A 22,093-nucleotide genomic window follows, 5' to 3' on the forward strand; every position below is an offset into this window, starting at 1 on the left:
GGGCAAGCCCGTTGCGGGAGCCCGCTGGTTTCGCGAACGACCGAGAACGGCGGGAAACACGCCCCGGAGTTTCGCATGTGTTGTATCGACGGCCCCTCCCGACCGGTATTTTGCTGTGACCCACAGGCATACCGGGAGCGATGACGGCCATGAGCACGACGACGGAGATCCCCGAGCCGGACACGGCGTCCTCCGCCGTCCCCCCTCGTCTGGACCGGCTGCGTGAACGCTACCGGCCGCACGCGCCGCACCTGCTGCTCGGCGCGGTCTTCTGCGCGGTCTGGATCGTGCTGTCGGTCGCCCGCTACGAGCGCTTCGGCGCGCAGGAGTGGGATCTGGCGATCTTCACCCAGGCGGTACGCGGCTACGCGCACTTCGGGGCGCCGATCTCCGACATCAAGGGCCCCGGCTTCAACGTGCTCGGCGACCATTTCTCGCCGATCATCGCCACCCTGGCCCCGTTCTACCGGCTGTTCCCGTCGGCGGTGACCCTGCTGGTGGCCCAGGCGGTGCTGTTCGCCGCCTCGGTCACCGTCGTCTCCGCCACCACCGAGCAACTGCTGACCCGCGCCAAGGGGCTGACCATCGGCGCGGCCTACGGCCTGTCCTGGGGCCTGCAGCGGGCAATCGACGCGGACTTCCACGAGATCGCCTTCGGTGTCCCGATCATGGCCGTGGTGATGCGCCAGCTCGTGCTGAAGCGCTGGAACCGGGCGGCCTGGTGGTCGCTGCCGCTGCTGCTGGTCAAGGAGGACATGGGGCTGACCGTCGCCGCCCTGGGCCTGCTGCTGCTGCTGAACCGCAGGTGGCAGCCCGGGGCACTGCTGCTCTCCGGCGGCATCGCGGCGGTCTCGCTGACCGTCTACCGGATCATCCCCTGGTTCGCCACCGACCACCACTACGCCTACTTCAGCAACCTCCCCGGCGGCAGCGCCACCCACGCCCACATCGGCTCGATGCTGCTCGGGCTGGTCTGGCCGACGGTCAAGTGGCGCACCCTGGGCTGGATCTTCGGCCTCACCGGGCTGCTGTGCCTGCGCTCGCCACTGGTGCTGATGGCACTGCCGACCCTCGGCTGGCGCTTCACCTCCGCCAACAACGCGTACTGGGGCACCGCCTGGCACTACAACGCGGTGCTGATGCCGATCGTCTTCCTGGCCGCGGTGGACGGCGCTGTCCGGATGGACGCCTCCCGCTGGGAGTGGGCGCGCTCCTACGCCCGGCAGGCCGCGCCGCTGATGGCCGGGGTCGCCGTGGCGATAAGCGTGTCGATGTCGCTGACCCTGTCCGAGCTGACCGACCCGACCACCTACGGCGGCGGACCGCATGTGGCGGCGCTGCGGGCGGCCGACCGGCTGATCCCGGACGGCGCCACCGTGGAGACCGGCAATCCGCAGCTCGCGGCACTGGCCTCGCGCTGCACCGTGTTCTGGCCCGGCGGCGACCCGGTGGCCCCGCAGTACATCACCCTGGACCTGTCCTGGTGGTCGCCGGGGATGACCCCGATCGCCTACGCGGAGCTGGTGCACCGGGGCGCGGTGTACGTGGAGACCTTCGACGAGCAGCAAGTGGTGGTGCTGCACCGGGTCAGCTGACCCGGATCCGCCGAACCGGCCCGGGGACAGGCAGGGCCCCCGGGGCCGCACCGCGGTGGGCGCGTCACCGGGGGCCCTGGTCGTGCCGGGGCCGCTACCAGTGGATGGCGCCCACGCCCGCCTCGCTGTGGTGGCCGATCAGGGCCTCGCCGGAGGGGCCGCGGTAGGCGACGACGTCACCGTTGGCGGTCCCGGCGCCGAAGGCCGCGCCACCCTGGGTGACGACGGGCTGGTCGTGGTCCCACGGTGCGCAGTCGTCGGCGACGGCGATGCCGGCGCTCATCGCGACACAGAGGGTCGCCACGGCTGCCACGACGGACGTACGGAGGTTGCTACGCACGATTGATCTCCTTGGTTGGAACAGGTGGGTCTGAGGGAGATCAAATCGACCGGGTGGACTGTTCGCATGCAACTCACCCGATGGTGGGCAAGCCGCTCACCCGGATGGCATTCGCACGAATGTTTGACGACTGCCTGACGGCCGCCCGTCAGCGCCTGAGGGCCGCTACTGCCGCCCGGCGGACGGCGGGTTGCCGTCGATCTGCTGGTCGATCTGCTGGTCGATCTTCTGCTGCGCGGTGCTGATCTGACTGCCGTACTTGTTGCCGGTCTTCTGGTTGGCCGTGCCACCGGCCGCGTCCGCACCTCCAGCCGGAACCGCCAAGCGCGGCGCCCCGCACCGGAGGGGTGCGGGGCGCCGTGGACCACCGACTCAGATGACGGTGATGTTCTCGGCCTGCGGGCCCTTCTGGCCCTGGGTGACCTCGAACTCGACCTTCTGGCCCTCTATGAGCTCACGGAAGCCCTGGGCGTTGATGTTCGAGTAGTGGGCGAAGACATCGGCGCCGCCGCCGTCCTGGGCAATGAAGCCGAAGCCCTTTTCGGCGTTGAACCACTTCACGGTGCCACTGGCCATGTGCTGCTCCCTGTCGGGGACTTGGGGCGCCGACTTTTCAGCGCCCCGGGGTGATGAGGTGATCGCCCTGGTCCTTCGACAACTGCCGGACAGCACAACGCCCATGGCGCGAGCGCGGGCGTCGACGTACGAACCACGACTGCTAGCAGGAAAGTTATCGGATCTGCGTTCGTACGGCTACTAGGCGTTGATACAGAAGTGACGGCTGGGACCTCTGTGACCGGGCCGGGACTCACCCCAGCCAGCCCGCATCCAGGATCTCCAACTCCTCCTCCCGGAGCGTGTACCGCATCCAGCAGCAGCCGAAATGCGCCTCGCGGACGTCACCGGCACAGGTCCCGCCGGGGGCCTGCGGCCAGGCGTACGGGGCGTCGTGGATCGTCCGCAGGAGGGTCAGCGCCGCCTGTCGCCCCTCCTCCGGCAGTTCCCCGAGGAGTTCGGCGGCCAGGTCTTCGAGCAGGACACCATGCTGGTTCATACCCGGCTCAACGCGGGCCGGGGCCACGGGTCACGGATCGGGCCGCGCCCCGGCGGAGCGGTCCCGGCTACCGGCGGTCCCCGCTCCCGGCCAGGGCGGCGTCGGCCCGGTCGCGGCACTGCGGGCAGGTCACCGGCGCCGCCGCGACCACGGTGTAGTACCCGGCCGCGGGCGAGAACCCGCAGGGTGTCCGCGCGCTGGTCCCGGTCCGCTCGGCGATGTGCACCAGGGAACTGCCCGAGGTGCGGATCCGCAACGCGTACGAGCTGTCGTCCACAACCGACTCCTCACCCGCCCCCGCGAATCCCCCGGCTGCCCCGGACCCACCCAAGCACGCGCGGTACGGCGGCGCATCCGCACCGGAACGCCGAAGCGCCCCCGGGCCGAGGAATCGGCACGGGGGCGCTCAGGTCAGGCTAGGGTGTCACACCGGCTCAGAGCGGGCGGATGTTCTCGGCCTGCGGGCCCTTCTGGCCCTGGGTGACGTCGAACTCGACCTTCTGGCCCTCAAGGAGCTCGCGGAAGCCCTGGGCGTTGATGTTGGAGTAGTGGGCGAAGACGTCAGCGCCGCCGCCGTCCTGCTCGATGAAGCCGAAGCCCTTTTCGGCGTTGAACCACTTGACGGTTCCGGTGGCCATGATTCTCGTTCTCCTTTGGTAGTCGTGTACGGGGGCCCGCACCATGCGGAGCCCCGGAGCCGGAGCTGCATCACGCGCCATCCAGGAGACCGCAGACATGACAAAGGCCCGCGATCGGGATCACGGGCGTACAAACGTCGGAACCACGACTACTACAACTCAAAACCGTACACGATACGCGGCTGGACCACCATGCGGGTCAGAAATCCGCTGGTCAGAGCCCTGCGCCGGGACCACGGACAGTGGCGGACGGCATGATCACCAGGATGATCCGGCAACCAGGAATCTGTTGACGACTCCCCAGCAGGTCCCTGTATCCTTGTGATCAGTTGCAGTGCGTGGTTCCCTAAGTTTGGCCGCCCGTGATCGCGATCACGGGCGTTCGTGCTTTCGCAGGTCTCTTCATGACCAGGGTGATCATCCCGGCGACACCGGGTCCGCACAGGGCGGACTCTGGCACCAGCCCCTGACAGAAGGAGACCAGTTATGGCCACCGGTACCGTGAAGTGGTTCAACGCCGAAAAGGGTTTCGGCTTCATCGAGCAGGACGGCGGCGGCGCTGACGTCTTCGCCCACTACTCCAACATCAACGCGCAGGGCTTCCGCGAGCTCCTTGAGGGCCAGAAGGTCGAGTTCGAGGTCACGCAGGGCCAGAAGGGCCCGCAGGCCGAGAACATCCGCGTGATCTGACGATCGCGTTCGCGTCGGCGGCCCCCCGCACCGGTTTCCGGTGCGAGGGGCCGCTGCGCGTTTCCCGGTGCGCCGCCGGTGGGTCACTGGCGTCCGGCGGGCCGCCGGTGCGGACGGTAGTTCGGGCCGCCGATCATGAACAGGAACAGCGCCACCACGATGGCGAGCACGCCCACCGCGAAGCCGATCATCTCCAGAACCTTCATGACCTGCACCCTTCGTCGGTCCGCGTCCCTGTCCGGCTTCCGACGCTAAGCGACTTCCGGGCTCCGCGCAGCGCGACGCGCGCCGCCTCCGGCCCCGACCGACCGGTCAGCGGTCGATGGTGAGCGTCCCGGCGGCGCCCCAGCTGTCGGGCGGGGTCTCCTGGATCCACACCTGGACCGTCTCGGCCGGGATCTTGTAGGCGTCCACGAAGGCGTCGGTGATCCGGCGCACCAGGTCACGCTTGAGCTCGACGTCGCGCGGACCCTGCTGCACGGTGACGATGGGCATGGCGGTCTCCCTCGATCGGACCCGGTTCCGATCCCGGGTCCCTCGCTTCCGGTCGGTCGACCGGCTTGGCCCCAGTCCATCGTGGTTCGCCGGCCGGACCAAGGGTCAGTCCCGACTCGCAGCCATCATCGATCGTTATCGTCGCTGGTCGAGGCCTCGCAGGCGGCCAGCAGCAGTCGCACCTGCGGGGTCGGGGCGGTGGCCCGGACCACCAGCGAGGTGGTCAGCGCCAGATCCGCGTCGCGGAACGGCAGGAAGGCCACCCGCTCGCCGCGCAGCAGCCGGGCATGGGCCGCGTAGACGACGGTCCACAGGGACTGACCGGCGCCGATCGCCGACAGCGTGTCCTGCAGCGTGCCCGCGCCGGTGCTCGGCAGCGGCTCGAACCCGGCCGCCGCGCAGGCCCCGACCACCAGGTCCACCAGCGACGGGTGGTTGCGGCGCGGGGTCAGCGCCAGCCGCAGACCGGCCAGGTCCGCCAGGTCGACCGCCGGACGGGCCGCCAGCGGATGCCGCGCGGGCAGCGCCGCCACCAGCGGATCGCGCCACACCTCGACCGTGCGCAGCCCGGCCGGGCCCTGCTCCCGCTGCTCCTGGCTGCCGCCGCGGACGAAGGCCGCGTCCAGCCGCCCCTCGGCGACCTGGCGCAGCCGCTCCTGGACCGGCGCGGAGACCAGGTCGACCGCCAGCTCCGGTGACTTTCCGGTCAGTTGGTCGAGCAGCCGGTCCAGGTGGTCGCCCAGACCGGCACTCGTCCCGATCCGCAGGGTCCGCTGCCGGGGGCGGACCAGCTCGTTGATCACCGAGCGGGCGTGCTCCTCGGCCGCGAGCACCGAGCGCGCCGCGGGCAGGAAGTGCTCCCCGGCCTCGGTCAGCCGCACGTGGCGCGGCGAGCGGTCGAACAGTTCGGCCCCCAGCTCGCGTTCCAGCCGCCGTATCTGCTGGCTGACGGCGGGCTGGGCGAGGTGCAGCAGCTCGGCGGCGCGGCCGAAGTGCAGCGTGTCGGCGACGGTGACGAAGTAGCGAAGCTGGCGCAGTTCCACGGCCCCAGCATGCCCGACCCCGTCGCCGCCCCGACCGTCGCACCCGCTCACGGCCGCCCGGTCGCCTCCGCCGGTTCGACCGCCTCCGCCGGTTCGACCGCCTGCACCGGTGGCGCCGACGGCGCGGGCCGCCGCCGGACCGCGTCCCCGGTCGCCGGGTGCAGCCGGGCCGCGTCGGCGACCGCGAGCAGGGTGATCACCGCGAGCACCGCGAAGGCCACGCCGTAGCTGGTGTCCGGGTCGGTGCTGACGGTGCCGCCCAGCCGCAGCGCCACCGTCGCGACCGCGATCCCGAAGCCGGCGGCGGTCTGCGACAGGGTCGCCGAGAGGGTGTTGGCGTCGTTCATCCGCTCCGGCGGCATCTCGCTGACGCTCAGCACCGAGTAGCCGGTCAGGCCGACCGAGCGGGCGGCCCCGCTGACCACGGCGAGCCCGGCGATCAGCGGCACCGGGGTGGCCGCGGTGACGAAGGCGAAGGCGACCATGGTCGCCGCCAGGCAGACGCCGCCCGCCAGCAGCAGCGGCCGGAGCCCGTAGCGGTTGAGCAGTCCGGTGGTGGCGGGCTTGATGCCGACGTTCCCGACGAACACGAACAGCACCACCGCGCCCGACTTCACCGCGCTCCAGCCGAAGACCTCCTGGAACAGCAGCGGCATCAGGAACGGACCGGCGCTGACCACCGTCCAGAACAGCGAGCCGCCGACGGTCGAGGCCCGCAGGCTGGGGGTGGCCAGCACCCGCAGGTTGACCAGCGGATGCCGGGTCCGCAGCAGGTGCCGGGCGGCGACGGCCAGGACCAGCGCCGAGAGCGCCGCCAGGATCCCGGCGGCGGCCCACGGCGGCCGGGTTCCGGAGCACAGGTGGGCGGTCCAGGTCAGCCCGGCCAGTCCGGCGCAGCTGAGCAGGACGCCCGCCCAGTCCAGCGGCGGCGGGCTCTGCTGCGGACCGGTGGAGACCAGCCGCCAGGCGACGGCGAAGGCGGCGGCGCCGAGCGGGAGGTTGATCAGGAACAGCCAGTGCCAGCTGGCGTAGGTGGTGATCAGGCCGCCGAGCAGCGGCGCCAGCACCGGCGCGACCAGTCCGGGCCAGACGATGTACGCCATCAGCCGGGGCACGTCGGGCTTGTCGGCGCGGCCGAACACGATCATCCGTCCGACCGGGACCATCATCGCGCCGCCGACGCCCTGCAGCACCCGCATCGCGACCAGCACGCCGAGGCTGCCGCTGGCGGCGCAGGCCAGCGAGGCGAGGGTGAACAGCGCGATCGCGCCGAGGAGGATCCGCCGGGGGCCGAAGCGGGCGGTGAGCCAGCCGCTGAGCGGTATCAGCGTGGCGACGGTCAGCAGGTAGGCGGTGATCACCAGGCCGACCGAGGCGGCGGCGGTGTGCAGGGCCGCGCCGAGCTGCGGGGCGGCGGTGGAGACGATGGTTCCGTCCAGCATCTCCATGAAGAAGCAGCCCGCGATGAGCAGCGCTGTTCTGCGGTGCCGAGTGTCGATCATGGGGTTTCGCTCCTGGTCGGACCGGCTCGGGCCGACGGGCCCGGGGACGACTTCCATGCTGTCCGGGCACACTGATGACTTCAAGGTCCTACTTGTCAAGCTACCCTTGCGTCTCATGCAACTCCCGGACATGAACCTGCTCCCGGCCCTGGACGCGCTGCTGCGCGAGGGCAGCGTCACCGGCGCCGCCGCCGAGCTGAACGTGTCGGCGTCCGCGATGAGCCGGACGCTGGGGCGGCTGCGCCGGGTGGTCGGCGATCCGCTGCTGGTCCCGGCCGGGCGCGGACTGGTGCTCACCCCGCGCGCCCGCGAGCTGCGGCCCCGGGTGGAGGCGGCGCTGGCGGGGGCGCTGGCGGCGCTCCAGCCCCCGGCGCCGGTGGACATCGCCGCACTGGAGCGGGAGTTCCGGGTGCGCACGAACGACGCGGTGGCGGTGGTACTGGGTTCGGCGATGGCCGCGCGGGTCGCCCGCGAGGCACCGGGGGTCCGGCTGCGGATCCTGCCGGAGGGCGACGAGGATCCGGCGGACCTGCGCGACCGGATCGATCTGGACCTCGGCGCGCTGCCGGAACTGCCGCCCGACGTGCGCAGCCGCTTCCTCTACCAGCCCCGGCACGTGGCGGTGGCCCGCACCGGCTCCCGCTGTGCTCCGGTCGGTACTTCGGAGTTGATGATCAATCAGTTCATCTCCGTGCCGCACGTGGTGGTCTCCCGCAGGGGCCGCAGCCACAGCGTCGTCGACGAGCTGCTGGCCGAACGCGGGCTGTGCCGCCAGGTGTTGGCGACGGTGCCGACGCACAGCGCGGCCTGCTTCCTGGCCCTGGAGTCCGAGGTCCTCGCGCTGCTGCCGGGGGAGTTCGCCGAGCGGGTGGCCCGGGTCATGCCGCTGACCGTGCTGGAGATCCCGCTGGAGCTGCCGCCGGTCCCGCTGGCCATGGCCTGGCACCTGCGCCTGGACACCGACCCGGGCCACCGCTGGCTGCGCCAGGTGGTCGTCGAGACCGTGCGCGGACTGGAGATCGCGGCCACCGACGGCGCGTCATGACCGGCCACCCAGAACAAGTTAGGAAATCTTCCTAACTCAATCTCTTGACTCACGCCCCGACAGGCCCGACGCTACAACCACCTTGTAGGACCCCCGTCAACCTGGAGGCACCGTGCGTCGCCGTACGCTCACTGCATCCGTTCTGACCACGTGTATCGCCCTGCTCACCGCCGTCGTCGCGATGCTGGCCGGTGCTCCCCCCGCCGGAGCATCCACCACCCAGCAGGCCTATCTGACCTTCTACGGCTACTGGGACAACACCCCGCCCGGCTCGGCCATCGCGTACCCGCAGATCCACCAGACCGCGGGCGGCACCGGTACCTACGCCGACCCGATCACCTTCGCGACCGACAAGTCCGAGCTCGCTCCCGGCACGATCATCTACGTCCCCCGGGTCGAGAAGTACTTCATCATGGAGGACGACTGCGAGGAGTGCGACGCCGACTGGAGCGGCCAGGGCCCGGACGGCGGCCCGAACATGTGGCACTTCGACCTGTGGCTCGGCGGCCAGGGCGGCAACGCCATGGCCGCGATCGACTGCGAGGACGCGCTGACCAGGAGCAACGCGGACGGCTCGCCGTTCCTGGAGTCCGCCGTCGTCGATCCGCCCGCCAACGAGACCTACGACCCGACGCCCATCTTCAACACCTCGACCAACGCCTGCTACGGCGGCGCCAAGCCGACGACCACGCTCGGGCAGTACCTCAACAAATCCACCAAGACCTGTATCGATGATCCGGGCGACAGCACCAGTAGCGGCGTCAAACTCGACCTGGCCGCCTGCAACGGCTCGGCCGAGCAGCAGTTCCTCTTCGACGGGACCTTCCTCCAGCTCAACGGCCACTGCGCGGACGAGTCCGGGAGCAGCATCGTGCTGGACGCCTGCACCGGCGGCCCGGGGCAGCAGTGGTCGCAGAATCCCAACGGCACCATCTCCGACATCCAGACCGGCAAGAAGTGCTACCAGGCGTCCGGCAGCACCCTGAAGACCGGTAGCTGCTCCAGCAGTTCGGCGCAGTGGACCTTCCCCAGCACGGTCGTCGGCTCCAGCCCGACCCCCACCCCGACGCCGACCCCCACGCCCACCGCGACACCGACCCCCACACCCACCCCCACTCCCCCGTCCGGCGGCAGGACCTACGAGGCCGACCAGGCCACCCTCGGCGGCAGCGCCGACGCCAACAGCTGCTCGGCCTGCCTGGACGGCCAGAAGGTCAGCGACATCGGCGGCGGCTCCAACGGCACCGTCACCTTCACCGGCATCACCGAACCCAGCACCGGCAGCTACACCCTGACCGTCTCCTACCTCAGCGTCGGCAAGGCCCGACCCGCCACCATCACCGTCAACGGCACCACCCAGACCGTCACCTTCGCCGAAACCTCAGCCAGCAGCTACAACGTCATCGGCACCACCACCGTCACCGTCAGCCTGAAGGCGGGCAGCGGCAACACCGTCGAGTTCTCCGGCAGCGGCACCAGCGGCGCCCCCGACCTCGACCACATCGTCGTCTGATCACACCGGCATCCCGGTAGCCGGTACCCCGGCGATCAGGCGTCACGAACGGCCCGGACGGACCTCTCCCCCGTCCGGGCCGTCCGCCTTCAGCCCTTCAGCCCTTCAGCCAGTCGCGGTAGTGGGTCGGCGCCAGCGACGCGCCACTCCCGGCGATGATCGCCTCGCCCTCGACCGCGGCGAACGGACCGGCGGTGTCGTCGGTGACCACGGTGCGGCGGCCGTCGCCACGGGCGGCCAGGGTCATCCGGCCGAGTTCGGTCAGCAGGAACACGTCCGGTCCGGCGATGTCGCGGACTCCCCTGAGCGGGTCCCCGAGCGCGACCTCGGCGAGCGCCGCGGTGACGTCGGCGGCGGCGACGGGCTGCATCGGGGTGGCCGGCAGCCGCACGGTGTCGCCGTCGGTGGTCCAGCCCATGACGTCCTCGACGAACTCGAAGAACTGGGTGGCGCGGACGATGGAGTAGGGGATCGGCCCGGCCTTGAGCAGGTTCTCCTGGTGGACCTTGGCCCGGTAGTAGCCGAGACCGGGCACCTGGTCCACGCCGACGATGGACAGCAGCACGACGTGGCCGACACCGGCCGCCCCGGCCGCCGCCAGCAGGTGGTCCATCGTGGTCTGGAAGAAGGCGCGCGAGCTGTCGTCGGTGGTGGGCGACTGGCTCACGTCGATGACCACCTCGGCACCGGCCAGCGCCTGGGCCAGTCCGGCGCCGGTGAGCAGGTCCACCCCGGTGGACCTCGCGTGCGGCACCGCCTCGTGCCCGGCGGCGTTCAGGACCCCGACCAGCCGTGAGCCGATCCGACCGGTGCCACCGATCACTGCGAACCTCATGTCAGGCCTCCCACGTGAACGTCCCCATATGAACTCGGACACTTTTCATCCATGATGATACTCGGACAGTCTTTGACCGAATAAGAGGGGCGTGGCTAGGGTGGCCGGGTGAAGATGCCAGGCGGAGTGGAGTGGGCGCTGCACTGCTGCGTGGTCCTCACCACCAGCAGCGAACCGGTCCCCGCAGCGCGACTGGCGGAGCTGCACGACGTCTCCGCCAGCTATCTCGCCAAGCAGCTCCAGGCCCTCGCCCGGGCCGGACTGGTGCACTCCACCCAGGGGAAGTCCGGCGGCTACGCGCTGACCCGCGGCCCCGAGTCGATCACCCTCCTCGACGTCGTGGAGGCCCTGGCCGGTCCGGGCCCGGCCTTCGTCTGCACCGAGATCCGCCAACGCGGCCCCCTGGCCACCCCGGCCGCCGCCTGTGCCACCCCCTGCGGTATCGCCCGTGCCATGGCCACCGCCGAAACCGCCTGGCGCCGGGCCCTCGCCGCCACCACCATCGCCGACCTGGTCCGCGACGTGGACGCGAACCACGGGCCCGACATCATGACCGCCTACGGCACCTGGCTCGGCGCGCCGAGCGGCTGACCCCGCCTCCGGCCGGCGCCTCAGGCCTGCTCGCGACGGGAGGCGAGCAGGCTGGTGGCGGTGGTGACGGCGAGGACCAGGGCGATGAAGGCGAGCGAGAACGGGATGCCGATCTCCGGCGCGGCGTGCACGCCCGCCTCGTGGAGGGCGTGCAGCAGGAGCTTCACGCCGATGAAGCCGAGGATCAGCGACAGGCCGTACGAGAGGTGGACCAGGCGCTTCAGCAGGCCGCCGATCAGGAAGTACAGCTGGCGCAGCCCCATCAGCGCGAAGGCGTTGGCGGTGAAGACGATGTACGGGTCCTGGGTGAGGCCGAAGATCGCGGGGATGGAGTCCATCGCGAACAGGACGTCGGTGGTGCCGATCGCCAGCACCACGACCAGCATCGGGGTGATCAGCCGCTTGCCGTTCTGTACGATCACCAGCTTGGTGCCGTGGTAGCGGTCGGTCGCCGGGAAGCGCTTCTCGACCGCCTTGAGCAGGCCGTTCTCCTCGAACTCGGCGGCCTCGTCGTCCGGGCCGCGACGGCGCTCGGCCCGGGCCTCCTTGATCAGCTTCCAGGCGGTCCAGATGAGGAACGCCCCGAAGATGAAGAACACCCAGGAGAAACTGGCGATCAGCGCTGCCCCGGCGGCGATGAAGACCGCCCGCAGGACCAGCGCGATCAGTACGCCGATCATCAGCACCCGCTGCTGGTACTGCACGGGCACCGCGAACTTCGCCATGATCAGCACGAACACGAAGAGGTTGTCGACGCTGAGCGACTTCTCGGTGATGTATCCGGCGAAGAACTGCCCGGCCGGGGCCGAGCCCGAGTGCCACCAGAGGAAGCCGCCGAAGGCGACCGCCAAGGCGATCCAGACGACCGTCCAGATCCCGGCCTCCCTGATGGAGACCTCGTGCGGTTTGCGGCCGCCGACGAAGAAGTCGGCGGCGATCAGAGCGACGAGCACTCCGACGGTGGTGGCCCACAGGGCCATGGAGACGTCCATGATGGTGTTGCTCCTCCGGCAGTCGACATTACTGCCGGAGGTCTCCTCCACCCGTCACGCCACAGCGGGAATCGCCGGGCGCGGTCGGGCCGACGCCACCGGACGGGCCACTGACAACCGGGCCCGTCGTGCTGACGAGGACGTCGCACTGCCGCTGACGGCAGCTGGGGTACTCCCCTCCGCTGCCCCCAGGATAGGCAATCGCCCGGTAGGCGCGTCGTAAGCAAACGTCAGAGGTACGGCGTGATCGCCGGAAGCATGTCCTGGAAGGTCCGGCCCCGGGCCGGGGCGCCGATCGCCGCCATCTGCCAGCCGCCTTCGGCGTCGCGCATCACCTTGGCCATCACCTGGCCGGTGTGCGCGCCGCCGCCGCTGAGGCTGTAGCGGGCCAGCTCCTGCCCGGTCACCTCGTCCACCAGTCGGCAGTGGGCGTTGCGGACCTCCTGGAAGCTCTGCCCGGTGTAGGAGTTCACCGTGAACACGATCTGGGTGACGTGTTCCGGCACCCGGGGCAGGTCCACCACGATGGACTCGTCGTCCTCCCCGCCCGCGCCGCCGGTCAGGTTGTCACCGGTGTGCCGCACCGAGCCGTCATTGCTGACCAGGTGCTGGAAGAACACCACGTCGGCGAGCTGGCGCTCGGCGAACATCACCGCCGAGGCGTCCAGGTCGATCTGCCGGGACTTGTACCCGAACAGGCCCCGGCGCGGCGCGGCCTGCCAGCCGAGGCCCATCCGGACCACGGTAAGCGCTCCCCCGCCGGACTTCCGTAGGCTGACGCTCTGCCCCTTGCTCAGGCTCACCGACATGGTGAATGCCCTCCCCGTTCAGCCCTGGCACCGCTGATGCCTCTCTTCAGGAGAAACCTTACGCAGTCCGGGCTGCCCGTGGGTGAGCGATTCATGCCATCCCGGCCTCCCGCATCTGCCGCAACTCCTTCTTCAGCTCGTTGACCTCGTCACGCAACCGGGCCGCCGCCTCGAACTGCAGCTCGGCGGCGGCGGTGTGCATCCGCTCCGTCAGTTCGGTGATGATGTCCGCCAGTTCGGCCGCCGGCAGGCCCTTGGTCTCCCGCTTCGCGGACGCGCCCAGCGCCGGGACCGGGGCCTTGCCGCCCTTGACCCCGCCCTTGGCGCTCTGCCGGTAGCCCGTGCTCAGCAGCTCGCCGGTGTCGATGTCCTCGCGGGCGATGGCGTCGAGGATGTCGCCGATCTTCTTCCGCAGCGGCTGCGGGTCGATCCCGTGCTCGGTGTTGTACGCCTGCTGGATGGCGCGGCGGCGGTTGGTCTCCTCGATGGCCTTCTCCATCGCCGGGGTGATCCGGTCCGCGTACATGTGGACCTGGCCGGAGACGTTGCGGGCGGCGCGGCCGATGGTCTGGATCAGCGAGGTGCCGGAGCGCAGGAAGCCCTCCTTGTCGGCGTCCAGGATCGCGACCAGGGAGACCTCGGGCAGGTCGAGGCCCTCACGCAGCAGGTTGATGCCGACCAGTACGTCGTAGTCACCGGCCCGCAGCTGCCGCAGCAGCTCGATCCGGCGCAGTGTGTCGATGTCGCTGTGCAGGTACCTGACCCGGATGTCGAGGTTGAGCATGTAGTCGGTCAGGTCCTCGGACATCTTCTTGGTGAGCGTGGTCACCAGCACCCGCTCGTCCTTCTCGACCCGCAGCCGGATCTCGTGGACCAGGTCGTCGATCTGACCCTCGGTCGGCTTGAGCACGATCTCCGGGTCGATCAGCCCGGTGGGCCGGATGATCTGGTCGACCTGGCCCTTTCCGCGCGAGAGTTCGAAGGGTCCCGGGGTCGCCGACAGGTAGACGGTCTGGCCGATGCGCTCCAGGAACTCCTCCCACCGGAGCGGGCGGTTGTCCATCGCCGAGGGCAGCCGGAAGCCGTGCTCGACCAGGGCGCGCTTGCGCGAGGCGTCGCCCTCGTACATGGCGCCGATCTGCGGGACGGTGACATGGGACTCGTCGATCACCAGGAGGAAGTCCTCCGGGAAGAAGTCCAGCAGGGTGTTCGGGGCGGTTCCGGAGTCGCGGCCGTCGATGTGGCGGGAGTAGTTCTCGATCCCGGCGCAGGTACCAATCTGTCGCATCATCTCGATGTCGTAGGTGGTACGCATCCGCAGCCGCTGGGCCTCCAGCAGCTTGCCCTGCTTCTCCATGGTGGCCAGGCTCTGCTCCAGCTCGGCCTCGATCCCGGCGATGGCGCGCTCCATCCGCTCCGGACCGGCCACGTAGTGGGTCGCCGGGAAGACGTAGAGCTCGTTGTCCTCGCTGATCACCTCGCCGGTGAGCGGGTGCAGCGTGGTCAGCGCCTCGATCTCGTCGCCGAACATCTCGATCCGGACCGCGAGCTCCTCGTACACCGGGAAGATCTCGATGGTGTCGCCGCGCACCCGGAAGGTCCCCCGGGTGAAGGCGACGTCGTTGCGGGCGTACTGGATGTCCACGAAGCGCCGCAGCAGGGCGTCCCGGTCGATCTCCTGGCCGACCTTCAGCCGGACCATCCGGTCGACGTACTCCTGCGGCGTACCGAGGCCGTAGATGCAGGACACCGAGGCGACCACGACCACGTCGCGCCTGGTGATCAGCGAGTTGGTGGCGGAGTGGCGCAGCCGCTCGACCTCCTCGTTGATCGAGGAGTCCTTCTCGATGTAGGTGTCGGTCTGGGCGATGTACGCCTCGGGCTGGTAGTAGTCGTAGTACGAGACGAAGTACTCGACCGCGTTGTTGGGCAGCAGCTCCCGGAACTCGTTGGCCAGCTGCGCGGCCAGGGTCTTGTTGGGCGCCATCACCAGGGTCGGCCGCTGGAGCTTCTCGATCATCCAGGCGGTGGTGGCGGACTTGCCGGTGCCGGTGGCGCCGAGCAGGACGACGTCCTTCTCGCCCGCGCGGACCCGGCGTTCCAGTTCGGCGATCGCGGTGGGCTGGTCGCCGCTGGGCTGGTAGGGACTGACGACCTCGAAAGGCGCCACTGTTCGCTCAAGATCGGTGATGGGTCTCACGGAACCAACCGTACGACCCGCCACTGACAATCCGGGCGCGACCGCTCCAGCCGCGGACCGCTCAGCCGGCCGGGGCGGTCACCTTGGCGCTGTCCCGGGCCAGTGCCACCAGCCGCGACACGGCCCGCAGGTACTTCTTGCGGTAGCCGCCGTTCAGCATCTCCTGGCTGAAGATCGTGTCGAAGGGCGTCCCGGAGGCGACCACCGGCAGCTCCCGGTCGTACATCCGGTCCGCCAGCACCACCAGCCGCAGCGCCGTGCTCTGGTCCTCGACCGGCCGCACCCCCGTCAGGCAGACCGCCGCGACACCGTCCAGCAGCGCGCCGTACTTGCTCGGGTGCACCACCGAGAGGTGGCTCAGCAGCTCGTCGAAGCCGTCGAAGGAGGCGGTCGGACCCACCTGCGCGGCGACCTCGGCGACCTCGGCGTCGCCGTAGGGGGCGGGGGCCTCCGGCAGGCCCCGGTGCCGGTAGTCCTGGCCGTCGATCCGGACGCTGCGGAAGCGCGCCGACAGGCCCTGTATCTCGCGCATGAAGTCGGCGGCGGCGAACCGGCCCTCGCCGAGCTTGCCGGGCAGCGTGTTGGAGGTCGCGGCGAGCTTCACCCCGGCCTCGGCCAGGCGGCTGAGCAGGGTCGAGACCAGTACCGTGTCGCCCGGGTCGTCCAGCTCGAACTCGTCGATGCAGAGCAGGCTGTGCCCGGACAGCGCGTCCACCGCCTGCCGGAAGCCGAGCGCGCCGACCAGGTTGGTCAGCTCCACGAAGGTGCCGAAGGCCTTGGGCCCGGGGGCGGCGTGCCACAGCGAGGCCAGCAGGTGGGTCTTGCCGACGCCGTAGCCGCCGTCCAGGTAGATCCCGCCGGGGCCGCTGGGGGCGGGCGCGGCGGCCCGGCCGAACCAGCGCTTCCTCGCCGCCTGGCCGCCCGGGCCACCGGATCGGCCCAGCGTGGCCGCGAATCCTTCGAGGATCCGCACCGCCTCGCTCTGGCTGGGCTGCGCCGGGTCCGGCAGGTAGGTGGCGAAGCGGGCGCCCGTGAAGCGCGGCGGGGGCACCATCTCGGCGACCATGCGGTCGGCGGGCACCACCGGCTGCCGAGAGCTCAGGGCTATCGCGTCGGCGGGGCGGTCGGCGGTCGGGTCAGCGGCAGGCACAATCCCCAAGCGTACGGTCCGCGCCGCCGTGGAAGACTCCCAGTCATGCGCCGACTGCTGCCGAGCACCCCCGATGTGACCGACCTCACCACCCTGGAGGGCCTGGCCGCGGCCTACGCCTACCCGCCGAGCACCGCCGCCCACCGGGGGCCGGACGGCGTCGACCGCCCCGGGCGGCCGTGGCTGCGCGGCAACATGGTCAGCAGCGTGGACGGCGCCTCCCGGCTGGACGGCCTGTCCGACGGGCTGTCCTCGGAGGCCGACAAGCGGATCTTCGGCGTGCTGCGGGCGCTCGCCGACGTGGTCCTGGTCGGCGCGCAGACGGCGCGGTCCGAGGGGTACCGCCCGGCCCGGGCCCGGGCCGGGTTCGCCGCCGAGCGGGCGGCGCGCGGGCAGGGCCCGGCACCGGTGATCGCGGTGATCTCCGCCCGGCTCGACCTCGACCTGTCGCTGCCGCTGTTCGCCGCGCCGCTGGTGCCCACCGTGATCGTCACCTGCGCCGCGGCCCCGGCGGCGGCGCTGCGGGCGGCCGAGGGAGCCGCCGAGGTGCTGGTCGCCGGGGAGCAGCGGGTCGATCCGGCGGCGGCGGTGGCGGCGCTCGCCGCGCGGGGCTGGACCAGGCAGCTGACCGAGGGCGGCCCGAGCCTGCTGGGCCAGTTCGTGACCGCGGGGGCGCTGGACGAGTTGTGCCTGTCCTTGGCACCACTGCTGGTGGCGGGCGACTCGCCGAGGATCGCACACACGCCGCAGGCACTCGCGGAACGGCTGGATCTTGTTGCGCTACTTGAGGAGAAAGGTTTCCTCTTTGCTCGCTACACCCGTAGCGTGACTAGGGCCGCATAGCGGAAGACGATCCTCCGTGCGGCAGGTGTGCCCCGTCCTGCCGGACAGCTGGCGTTGTGCCGGAGCCGGGGCCGAGCAGATAGGGATGCGCGTGCTGACGACCGTACTTCTGATCGAGAAGACCCTCTCGAACGCCGACCTCGAACTGATCACCACACTCCACGGTGACGAGAAGGTCACCTTCCACGTCCTGATGCAGCCCCGGGGCAAGCAGGACGAGCTGCTGCGCGCGGTGGACGACGTGGCCTTCGGCTACCTCAACCGGGCCCTGCACGAGCACGACGAGCCGCGCGGCCAGGAGGCCGTCAGCAGCGCCGAGGCCGAGCTCGAACAGACCCTCGGCATGCTGCGCGGCGCCGGGGCCGAGGCCACCGGCCAGGTCGTCGAGGAGGACCCGCTGCGCAGCCTCACCGAGCTGGTCGACCAGGTGCGGGCGGACGAGGTGGTGGTGCTCGCCGCCCCGCAGTGGATCGAGGGGCTGTTCCACCGCGACTGGGCCTCGCAGGCCCGGCACAAGGTCGGCGTCCCGGTGCTCCAGCTCTTCGCCCAGCAGGACTGAACCGGCCCGGCCGACCCGGCCGGGCGCCCGTCCCCGCTGACCACCGACAGGCCCCGGCCCCGACACCCCGCACCAGCGGTTTGGGGCCCGGCCGCCCCGGTACGGCACAATCGGTGCCGACAGCCGTCGGCCCGAGCCCGGGAGAGCCCGCATGAGCCCCACTGACCTCTCCGCCCCCCATTTCGTCGCGATCGGGGGCGTGGGGATGTCCGGCGTGGCCAAGATCCTGGCCCGGCGCGGGTCCACCGTCTCCGGCAGTGACGCCAAGGCCTCGGCCACGGTGGACGCGCTCCGGCTGCTGGGGGTGGAGGTCTCCATCGGCCACGCCGCCGAGCACCTGCCGGTCGGCGCCAGCTGCGTGGTCGTCTCCAGTGCCATCCGCGACACCAACCCGGAGCTGGTCGCCGCGCTGGAGCGCGGACTGCCGGTGCTGCACCGCGCCGACGCGCTGGCCGCGCTGATGCGCGGTCACCGGGGGCTCGCGGTGGCCGGCACCCACGGCAAGACCACCACCACCAGCATGCTGGCGGTCAGCCTCACCGCGCTCGGCCTCGACCCGTCCTTCTCCATCGGCGGCGACCTCGACGAGCCCGGCAGCAACGCCCACCACGGCAGCGGCGAGATCTTCGTGGCCGAGGCCGACGAGAGCGACCGGAGCTTCCAGAAGTACTCCCCCGAGGTCGCCATCATCCTCAACGTGGAGCTGGACCACCACGCCAACTACGCCTCCATGGCCGAGGTCCACGAGTCCTTCGAGGCGTTCGTCGACCGGATCACCCCCGGCGGGACGCTGGTCGTCTCCGCCGACCACCCCGGCGCCCGCGAGCTCACCGCCCGGGTCGCCGACCGGCCCGGGCTGAACACCGTCACCGTCGGCGAGTCCGCCGACGCGACCCTGCGCGTCCTGCGGATCACCCCGCACGGCCTGAGCAGCGAGGTCACCGTGCTGGTGGACGGCGCCGAGCTGACCTTCACCGTCGCCGTCCCCGGCCGCCACAACGCGGGCAACGCCGTCGCCGCGCTCGCCGCCGGAATCGCCCTGGGCGTGCCCGCGGCCGAGCTGGCCGAGGCCCTCGGCGGCTACCGGGGCGTACGCCGCAGGCTCCAGCTCAAGGGCGAGGCCCAGGGCGTCCAGGTGATCGACTCCTACGCGCACCACCCCACCGAGATCTCCGCCGACCTCGACGCCATCCGCGAGGCGGCGGGCGACGGCCGGGTCCTGGTCGTCTTCCAGCCGCACCTGTTCAGCCGCACCCAGCAGCTGGGCGTGGAGATGGGCGAGGCGCTGGCCCCGGCCGACGCGGTGATCGTGCTCGACATCTACCCGGCCCGCGAGGACCCGCTCCCCGGCGTCACCAGCGACCTGGTCATCGACGCGGCCCGGGCCCACGGCGCGGACACCACCGCGGCGCACAGCCTGGCCGAGGTCCCCGACCTGATCGCGGGAATGGCCAAGCCCGGCGACTTTGTTCTGACCATGGGCGCGGGAGACGTCACCTCCCTCGGCCCGGAGATCCTCGCCCGCCTCGACTGACCCCGCGTCGCCCGAGGCCGGGCCCCGCCCGAAAGGCAGGGAGACCATGCCCTACGAGATCGACAAGACCGACGCCGAGTGGCGCGCCGAGCTCACCCCGCAGGAGTACCACGTCCTGCGCGAGGCGGGCACCGAGCGCCCGGGCGTCGGCGAGTACACCGACACCAGGACCGTCGGCGTCTACTCCTGTCGTGCCTGCGGCAACGAGCTGTTCAGTTCGCAGACCAAGTTCGACAGCCACTGCGGCTGGCCCAGTTACTACTCCCCGCTCGCCGAGGAGCGCGTCGAGTACATCGTGGACACCACCCTCGGCATGCGCCGGGTGGAGGTCCGCTGCGCGAAGTGCGGCTCCCACCTCGGCCACGTCTTCGAGGGCGAGGGCTACGCCACTCCGACCGACCAGCGCTACTGCATCAACAGCATCTCGCTCAAGCTGCGCCCGGCCGACGAATAGCCGACCGGTGACCGGCCCGCGATCCCCCGGGCCGGTCACCCGCGGCGGCTACCGCTGCTGCCACTGCGCCCTGGTGATCTCGTACCGCACGCCCCCGTGCTCGGAGCCCTCGACCGCCTCCATGTCGGGGGGCGTGGCGACGGTGTCCACGAGTGTCATCCGGAGCTTCTCCATGACGTTGCGCGAGCCACGGTTCACGGTCATCGTCTCGGCCCAGACCACGCGTACCCCGAGCTCGGTGAAGGCCTTGCCCAGCAAGTCGGTCGAGACTTCGGTGGCATAGCCCCTGCCCCAGGCCGGCTGCCGCAGCCGGTAGCCGAGTTCGACCTCGTCCAGCGGGCCCTGCTGCTCGGGACGCAGGCAGAACCAGCCGACGAAGGCACCGCCGTCCCGCTCGTACGCGGCGAACAGTCCGAACTCGCCGTGCCACTTCTCGTACCCGGCGATGATGCCCGGCAGATGCAGCTCCCGGACGACCTCCGGCGCGGTCGGATCGCCGCCGGTCAGGTAGCGCATCACCGCCGGGTCGCTGTCCAGCTCGATCAACAGCTCCGCGTCGTCGGCAGTGAAGCGGCGCAGCGCCAGGCGCTCGGTCTCCAGGTACGTGTCCACGGAGACGATCATTCCTGACGCGGGCCGGGCGGATCAACAGCTCGGCCCGCAGGCCGTGGGTCGGCGTGCCGGGGGCGGGGGCGCCAGGTACACCACGTAGTCCGGTTGACCCGACAGCGCGTCCACGTCGTGCCTGGTCCAGCCACGGGCATAGCCGGGCACGGCGTCGCCGGGGTAGAGCAGCAGGGCGGTCCGCTCCTGTGCCGCCTCGCGGATCAGCTCGGCGGTGGTGATGTCGGCGTCGTTGCCGTGGACCTCCACCGCCCGACAGCCCGAGTAGTAGCCGAGGGGCTCGGCGTCCTCGCCGGTCAGCAGGCAGCTGCCGGTCAGGCCGAGCTGGTGCAACGCGGCCGCGACATGCGTCTCGTTGTCGTGGCTGGGCACGGTGTACTGCACCTCGTGGTACAGCAGTGCGTACTGGCTGGCGAGTTGGACCGCGAGGCCGAGGCCCACCGCGATCCGGATCCAGCGGCGCCGGGGCCGTACCGAGGTCACCAGCCAGGTGATCAGGCCCGCCGCCGGGATCGCCAGCAGCGCGTACGCGGGAATCAGGAAGCGCGGCGCCGAGTAGGTGATCATGAACAGGTAGGGGCAGGCGACCGCGAGGCCGCACAGGGCGGGCAGCAGCGCCGCGGCCAGGCGCCCGGCCCGCCGCTCGACCAGCACCCCGCCGACGACCAGCACCGGCAGCAGCAGCCACCAGGCAGTCAGCTCCAGCGGCTTGTGGTTCCAGCCGACCGTGCACGGTCGGCACAGGGTCGGGCCGTTGAGCGACCGCAGCACGTCGCCGACGGCCCAGTGCAGGCCGAGGCCGCCCTCGTTGAGGCTGGACAGGTGCAGTCGCTCGCCGATGCCGCCGAAGCGCGCGTAGGCCTCGACGATCCACTCGACGGCACCGGCGAACAGCCCGCCGACGACGGCGAGCAGCAGCGTCCAGCGCCGCCACTGGCGCAGCGCCACCACCGCGAGCGGAATCGCGAGGAACGCGGCGTCACTCGGCCGCATCAGCGCGGCGACGGCAAGCGCGACCGCCAGGCCGACCAGGGGCGCGCGGGCTCCGGGCCTGCGCCGCGCGTCGAGGAAGCAGCCGACCGCGGCGAGGCCGCCCAGGGCTATCCAGACGTTGGGCATCGCCTGCGGGCTGTAGAACTCGGTGACCCACAGCGTCGCGAACAGCCCCCCGGCGAGGGCGAGGACCCGGGTGTCCCGCAACCGCCGCCACGCCAGCAGGGCCAGGAACAGGCCGCCGCCGGACACCACCGACAGATAGATCCGCAGCGCGGGTGTCGAGTCGGTGACCGCCGCCAACGGCGCCACCAGCAACGGGACTCCGCGTGAACGCGGGGCACTGAAGAACTCGGCGGGAAGGTGCGGCGCGACCTGGCTCACATAGACGGTCTCATCCCAGCCCAGCCCCATCGAGGGTGAGACGAAGAGCAGTTGGGAGAGCGTGTAGAGGACGGCGACCAACGCGAGCCAGCGCACCGAGTCACCGCCGGGGAGCCGACCGCGCACGGCCCTCACCCGGGAGGGCACGGCCGCGGCGGCCGCAACTGGCTTCCACAGGACGGCGATGGGTAGGTTCCTTCCGCGACCCCC

General features: G+C 71.1%; 26 protein-coding genes. 9 read left to right on the top strand and 17 right to left on the bottom strand.

Translation table 11 applies throughout. The features are described from left to right. Nucleotides 1-149: 149 nt before the first annotated feature. A complete protein-coding gene (locus GXP74_RS31170) occupies nt 150-1,595 on the top strand; it encodes a DUF2079 domain-containing protein (protein WP_182454612.1) in 1,446 nt (481 codons plus the stop codon). A gap of 94 nt (nt 1,596-1,689) precedes the next feature. Here the strand turns inward: GXP74_RS31170 and GXP74_RS31175 are convergent, their stop codons facing one another. From GXP74_RS31175 to GXP74_RS31200, 6 genes are all read right to left on the bottom strand, one after another. Next, the gene (locus GXP74_RS31175; protein ID WP_182454613.1) at nt 1,690-1,935 is read right to left on the bottom strand and encodes a hypothetical protein; all 246 of its coding nucleotides are present in this window, start codon (nt 1,933-1,935) and stop codon (nt 1,690-1,692) included. A 165-nt stretch (nt 1,936-2,100) separates the two neighbouring features. After that, nucleotides 2,101-2,259 (bottom strand): Rv0909 family putative TA system antitoxin, encoded by a 159-nt coding sequence (locus tag GXP74_RS31180; protein ID WP_182454614.1) that lies wholly within the window; start codon nt 2,257-2,259, stop codon nt 2,101-2,103. A 48-nt stretch (nt 2,260-2,307) separates the two neighbouring features. Then, nucleotides 2,308-2,511 carry a cold-shock protein gene (locus tag GXP74_RS31185; protein WP_182454615.1) on the bottom strand — a complete coding sequence of 68 codons (204 nt, stop codon included), beginning with the start codon at nt 2,509-2,511 and terminating at the stop codon, nt 2,308-2,310. A 232-nt stretch (nt 2,512-2,743) separates the two neighbouring features. Further along, complete coding sequence (locus tag GXP74_RS31190; protein WP_182454616.1) at nt 2,744-2,989, bottom strand: hypothetical protein; 246 nt, start codon at nt 2,987-2,989, stop codon at nt 2,744-2,746. A gap of 67 nt (nt 2,990-3,056) precedes the next feature. Next, the gene (locus GXP74_RS31195; RefSeq protein ID WP_182454617.1) at nt 3,057-3,266 is read right to left on the bottom strand and encodes a hypothetical protein; all 210 of its coding nucleotides are present in this window, start codon (nt 3,264-3,266) and stop codon (nt 3,057-3,059) included. Nucleotides 3,267-3,423: 157 nt separating this feature from the next. Further along, nucleotides 3,424-3,627, bottom strand: coding sequence for a cold-shock protein (locus tag GXP74_RS31200; RefSeq protein ID WP_034090357.1), 204 nt, complete (start codon nt 3,625-3,627; stop codon nt 3,424-3,426). 486 nt (nt 3,628-4,113) lie between these two features. Here GXP74_RS31200 and GXP74_RS31205 point away from each other — a divergent pair, with 486 nt between their 5' ends. Continuing rightward, entirely contained in the window at nt 4,114-4,317 is a 204-nt protein-coding gene (locus tag GXP74_RS31205) for a cold-shock protein (RefSeq protein WP_034090356.1), read from the top strand. A gap of 83 nt (nt 4,318-4,400) precedes the next feature. On the opposite strand, the gene GXP74_RS41690 is transcribed toward GXP74_RS31205, so the two are convergent. From GXP74_RS41690 to GXP74_RS31220, 4 genes are all read right to left on the bottom strand, one after another. Then, on the bottom strand, nt 4,401-4,523 hold the full coding sequence (locus tag GXP74_RS41690) for a hypothetical protein (RefSeq protein ID WP_255528173.1): 123 nt from the start codon (nt 4,521-4,523) through the stop codon (nt 4,401-4,403). A 106-nt stretch (nt 4,524-4,629) separates the two neighbouring features. Then, nucleotides 4,630-4,914 carry a 4-oxalocrotonate tautomerase DmpI gene (dmpI, locus tag GXP74_RS41695; protein WP_255528174.1) on the bottom strand — a complete coding sequence of 95 codons (285 nt, stop codon included), beginning with the start codon at nt 4,912-4,914 and terminating at the stop codon, nt 4,630-4,632. 23 nt (nt 4,915-4,937) lie between these two features. Further along, nucleotides 4,938-5,855, bottom strand: coding sequence for a LysR family transcriptional regulator (locus GXP74_RS31215; protein ID WP_182454619.1), 918 nt, complete (start codon nt 5,853-5,855; stop codon nt 4,938-4,940). 47 nt (nt 5,856-5,902) lie between these two features. After that, on the bottom strand, nt 5,903-7,357 hold the full coding sequence (locus tag GXP74_RS31220; protein ID WP_182454620.1) for an MFS transporter: 1,455 nt from the start codon (nt 7,355-7,357) through the stop codon (nt 5,903-5,905). 115 nt (nt 7,358-7,472) lie between these two features. On the opposite strand from GXP74_RS31220, the gene GXP74_RS31225 reads away from it, so the two are divergent. Together GXP74_RS31225 and GXP74_RS41960 are read left to right on the top strand one after the other, a co-directional pair. Further along, nucleotides 7,473-8,402: a LysR family transcriptional regulator gene (locus tag GXP74_RS31225; RefSeq protein ID WP_182454621.1), complete on the top strand. Its 930-nt coding sequence runs from the start codon at nt 7,473-7,475 to the stop codon at nt 8,400-8,402. A 112-nt stretch (nt 8,403-8,514) separates the two neighbouring features. Continuing rightward, on the top strand, nt 8,515-9,915 hold the full coding sequence (locus tag GXP74_RS41960; protein ID WP_182454622.1) for a ricin-type beta-trefoil lectin domain protein: 1,401 nt from the start codon (nt 8,515-8,517) through the stop codon (nt 9,913-9,915). Between the two features lie 97 nt (nt 9,916-10,012). Here GXP74_RS41960 and GXP74_RS31235 read toward each other — a convergent pair whose 3' ends face one another. Beyond that, complete coding sequence (locus tag GXP74_RS31235) at nt 10,013-10,750, bottom strand: SDR family oxidoreductase (protein WP_182454623.1); 738 nt, start codon at nt 10,748-10,750, stop codon at nt 10,013-10,015. Nucleotides 10,751-10,864: 114 nt separating this feature from the next. Here GXP74_RS31235 and GXP74_RS31240 point away from each other — a divergent pair, with 114 nt between their 5' ends. After that, entirely contained in the window at nt 10,865-11,341 is a 477-nt protein-coding gene (locus GXP74_RS31240) for an Rrf2 family transcriptional regulator (protein ID WP_182456763.1), read from the top strand. A 20-nt stretch (nt 11,342-11,361) separates the two neighbouring features. Here the strand turns inward: GXP74_RS31240 and GXP74_RS31245 are convergent, their stop codons facing one another. The 4 genes from GXP74_RS31245 to zapE all read right to left on the bottom strand — a co-directional run bounded on the left by GXP74_RS31245 (nt 11,362) and on the right by zapE (nt 16,408). Continuing rightward, nucleotides 11,362-12,333: a TerC family protein gene (locus GXP74_RS31245; RefSeq protein ID WP_182454624.1), complete on the bottom strand. Its 972-nt coding sequence runs from the start codon at nt 12,331-12,333 to the stop codon at nt 11,362-11,364. Nucleotides 12,334-12,563: 230 nt separating this feature from the next. After that, nucleotides 12,564-13,142: a TerD family protein gene (locus tag GXP74_RS31250; RefSeq protein WP_182454625.1), complete on the bottom strand. Its 579-nt coding sequence runs from the start codon at nt 13,140-13,142 to the stop codon at nt 12,564-12,566. Between the two features lie 91 nt (nt 13,143-13,233). Beyond that, nucleotides 13,234-15,342 (bottom strand): excinuclease ABC subunit UvrB, encoded by a 2,109-nt coding sequence (gene uvrB, locus GXP74_RS31255; protein ID WP_182454626.1) that lies wholly within the window; start codon nt 15,340-15,342, stop codon nt 13,234-13,236. 61 nt (nt 15,343-15,403) lie between these two features. Further along, nucleotides 15,404-16,408 (bottom strand): cell division protein ZapE, encoded by a 1,005-nt coding sequence (gene zapE / locus GXP74_RS31260; protein WP_182456764.1) that lies wholly within the window; start codon nt 16,406-16,408, stop codon nt 15,404-15,406. Between the two features lie 129 nt (nt 16,409-16,537). Here zapE and GXP74_RS31265 point away from each other — a divergent pair, with 129 nt between their 5' ends. The 4 genes from GXP74_RS31265 to msrB all read left to right on the top strand — a co-directional run bounded on the left by GXP74_RS31265 (nt 16,538) and on the right by msrB (nt 19,882). Beyond that, nucleotides 16,538-17,335 (top strand): pyrimidine reductase family protein, encoded by a 798-nt coding sequence (locus GXP74_RS31265; protein ID WP_182454627.1) that lies wholly within the window; start codon nt 16,538-16,540, stop codon nt 17,333-17,335. Between the two features lie 91 nt (nt 17,336-17,426). Then, the gene (locus GXP74_RS31270) at nt 17,427-17,894 is read left to right on the top strand and encodes an indole-3-glycerol phosphate synthase (RefSeq protein ID WP_182456765.1); all 468 of its coding nucleotides are present in this window, start codon (nt 17,427-17,429) and stop codon (nt 17,892-17,894) included. A gap of 151 nt (nt 17,895-18,045) precedes the next feature. Further along, a complete protein-coding gene (gene murC, locus GXP74_RS31275; RefSeq protein ID WP_182454628.1) occupies nt 18,046-19,428 on the top strand; it encodes a UDP-N-acetylmuramate--L-alanine ligase in 1,383 nt (460 codons plus the stop codon). A 46-nt stretch (nt 19,429-19,474) separates the two neighbouring features. Next, nucleotides 19,475-19,882, top strand: a complete 408-nt coding sequence (msrB, locus tag GXP74_RS31280) for a peptide-methionine (R)-S-oxide reductase MsrB (protein WP_182454629.1) — start codon at nt 19,475-19,477, stop codon at nt 19,880-19,882. A 48-nt stretch (nt 19,883-19,930) separates the two neighbouring features. On the opposite strand, the gene GXP74_RS31285 is transcribed toward msrB, so the two are convergent. After that, entirely contained in the window at nt 19,931-20,494 is a 564-nt protein-coding gene (locus GXP74_RS31285) for a GNAT family N-acetyltransferase (RefSeq protein WP_182454630.1), read from the bottom strand. A gap of 33 nt (nt 20,495-20,527) precedes the next feature. Then, a complete protein-coding gene (locus GXP74_RS31290; RefSeq protein ID WP_182454631.1) occupies nt 20,528-22,009 on the bottom strand; it encodes a hypothetical protein in 1,482 nt (493 codons plus the stop codon). Nucleotides 22,010-22,093: the final 84 nt, after the last annotated feature.

This window comes from Streptacidiphilus sp. P02-A3a (assembly GCF_014084105.1).
Taxonomy (GTDB): Bacteria; Actinomycetota; Actinomycetes; order Streptomycetales; family Streptomycetaceae; genus Streptacidiphilus.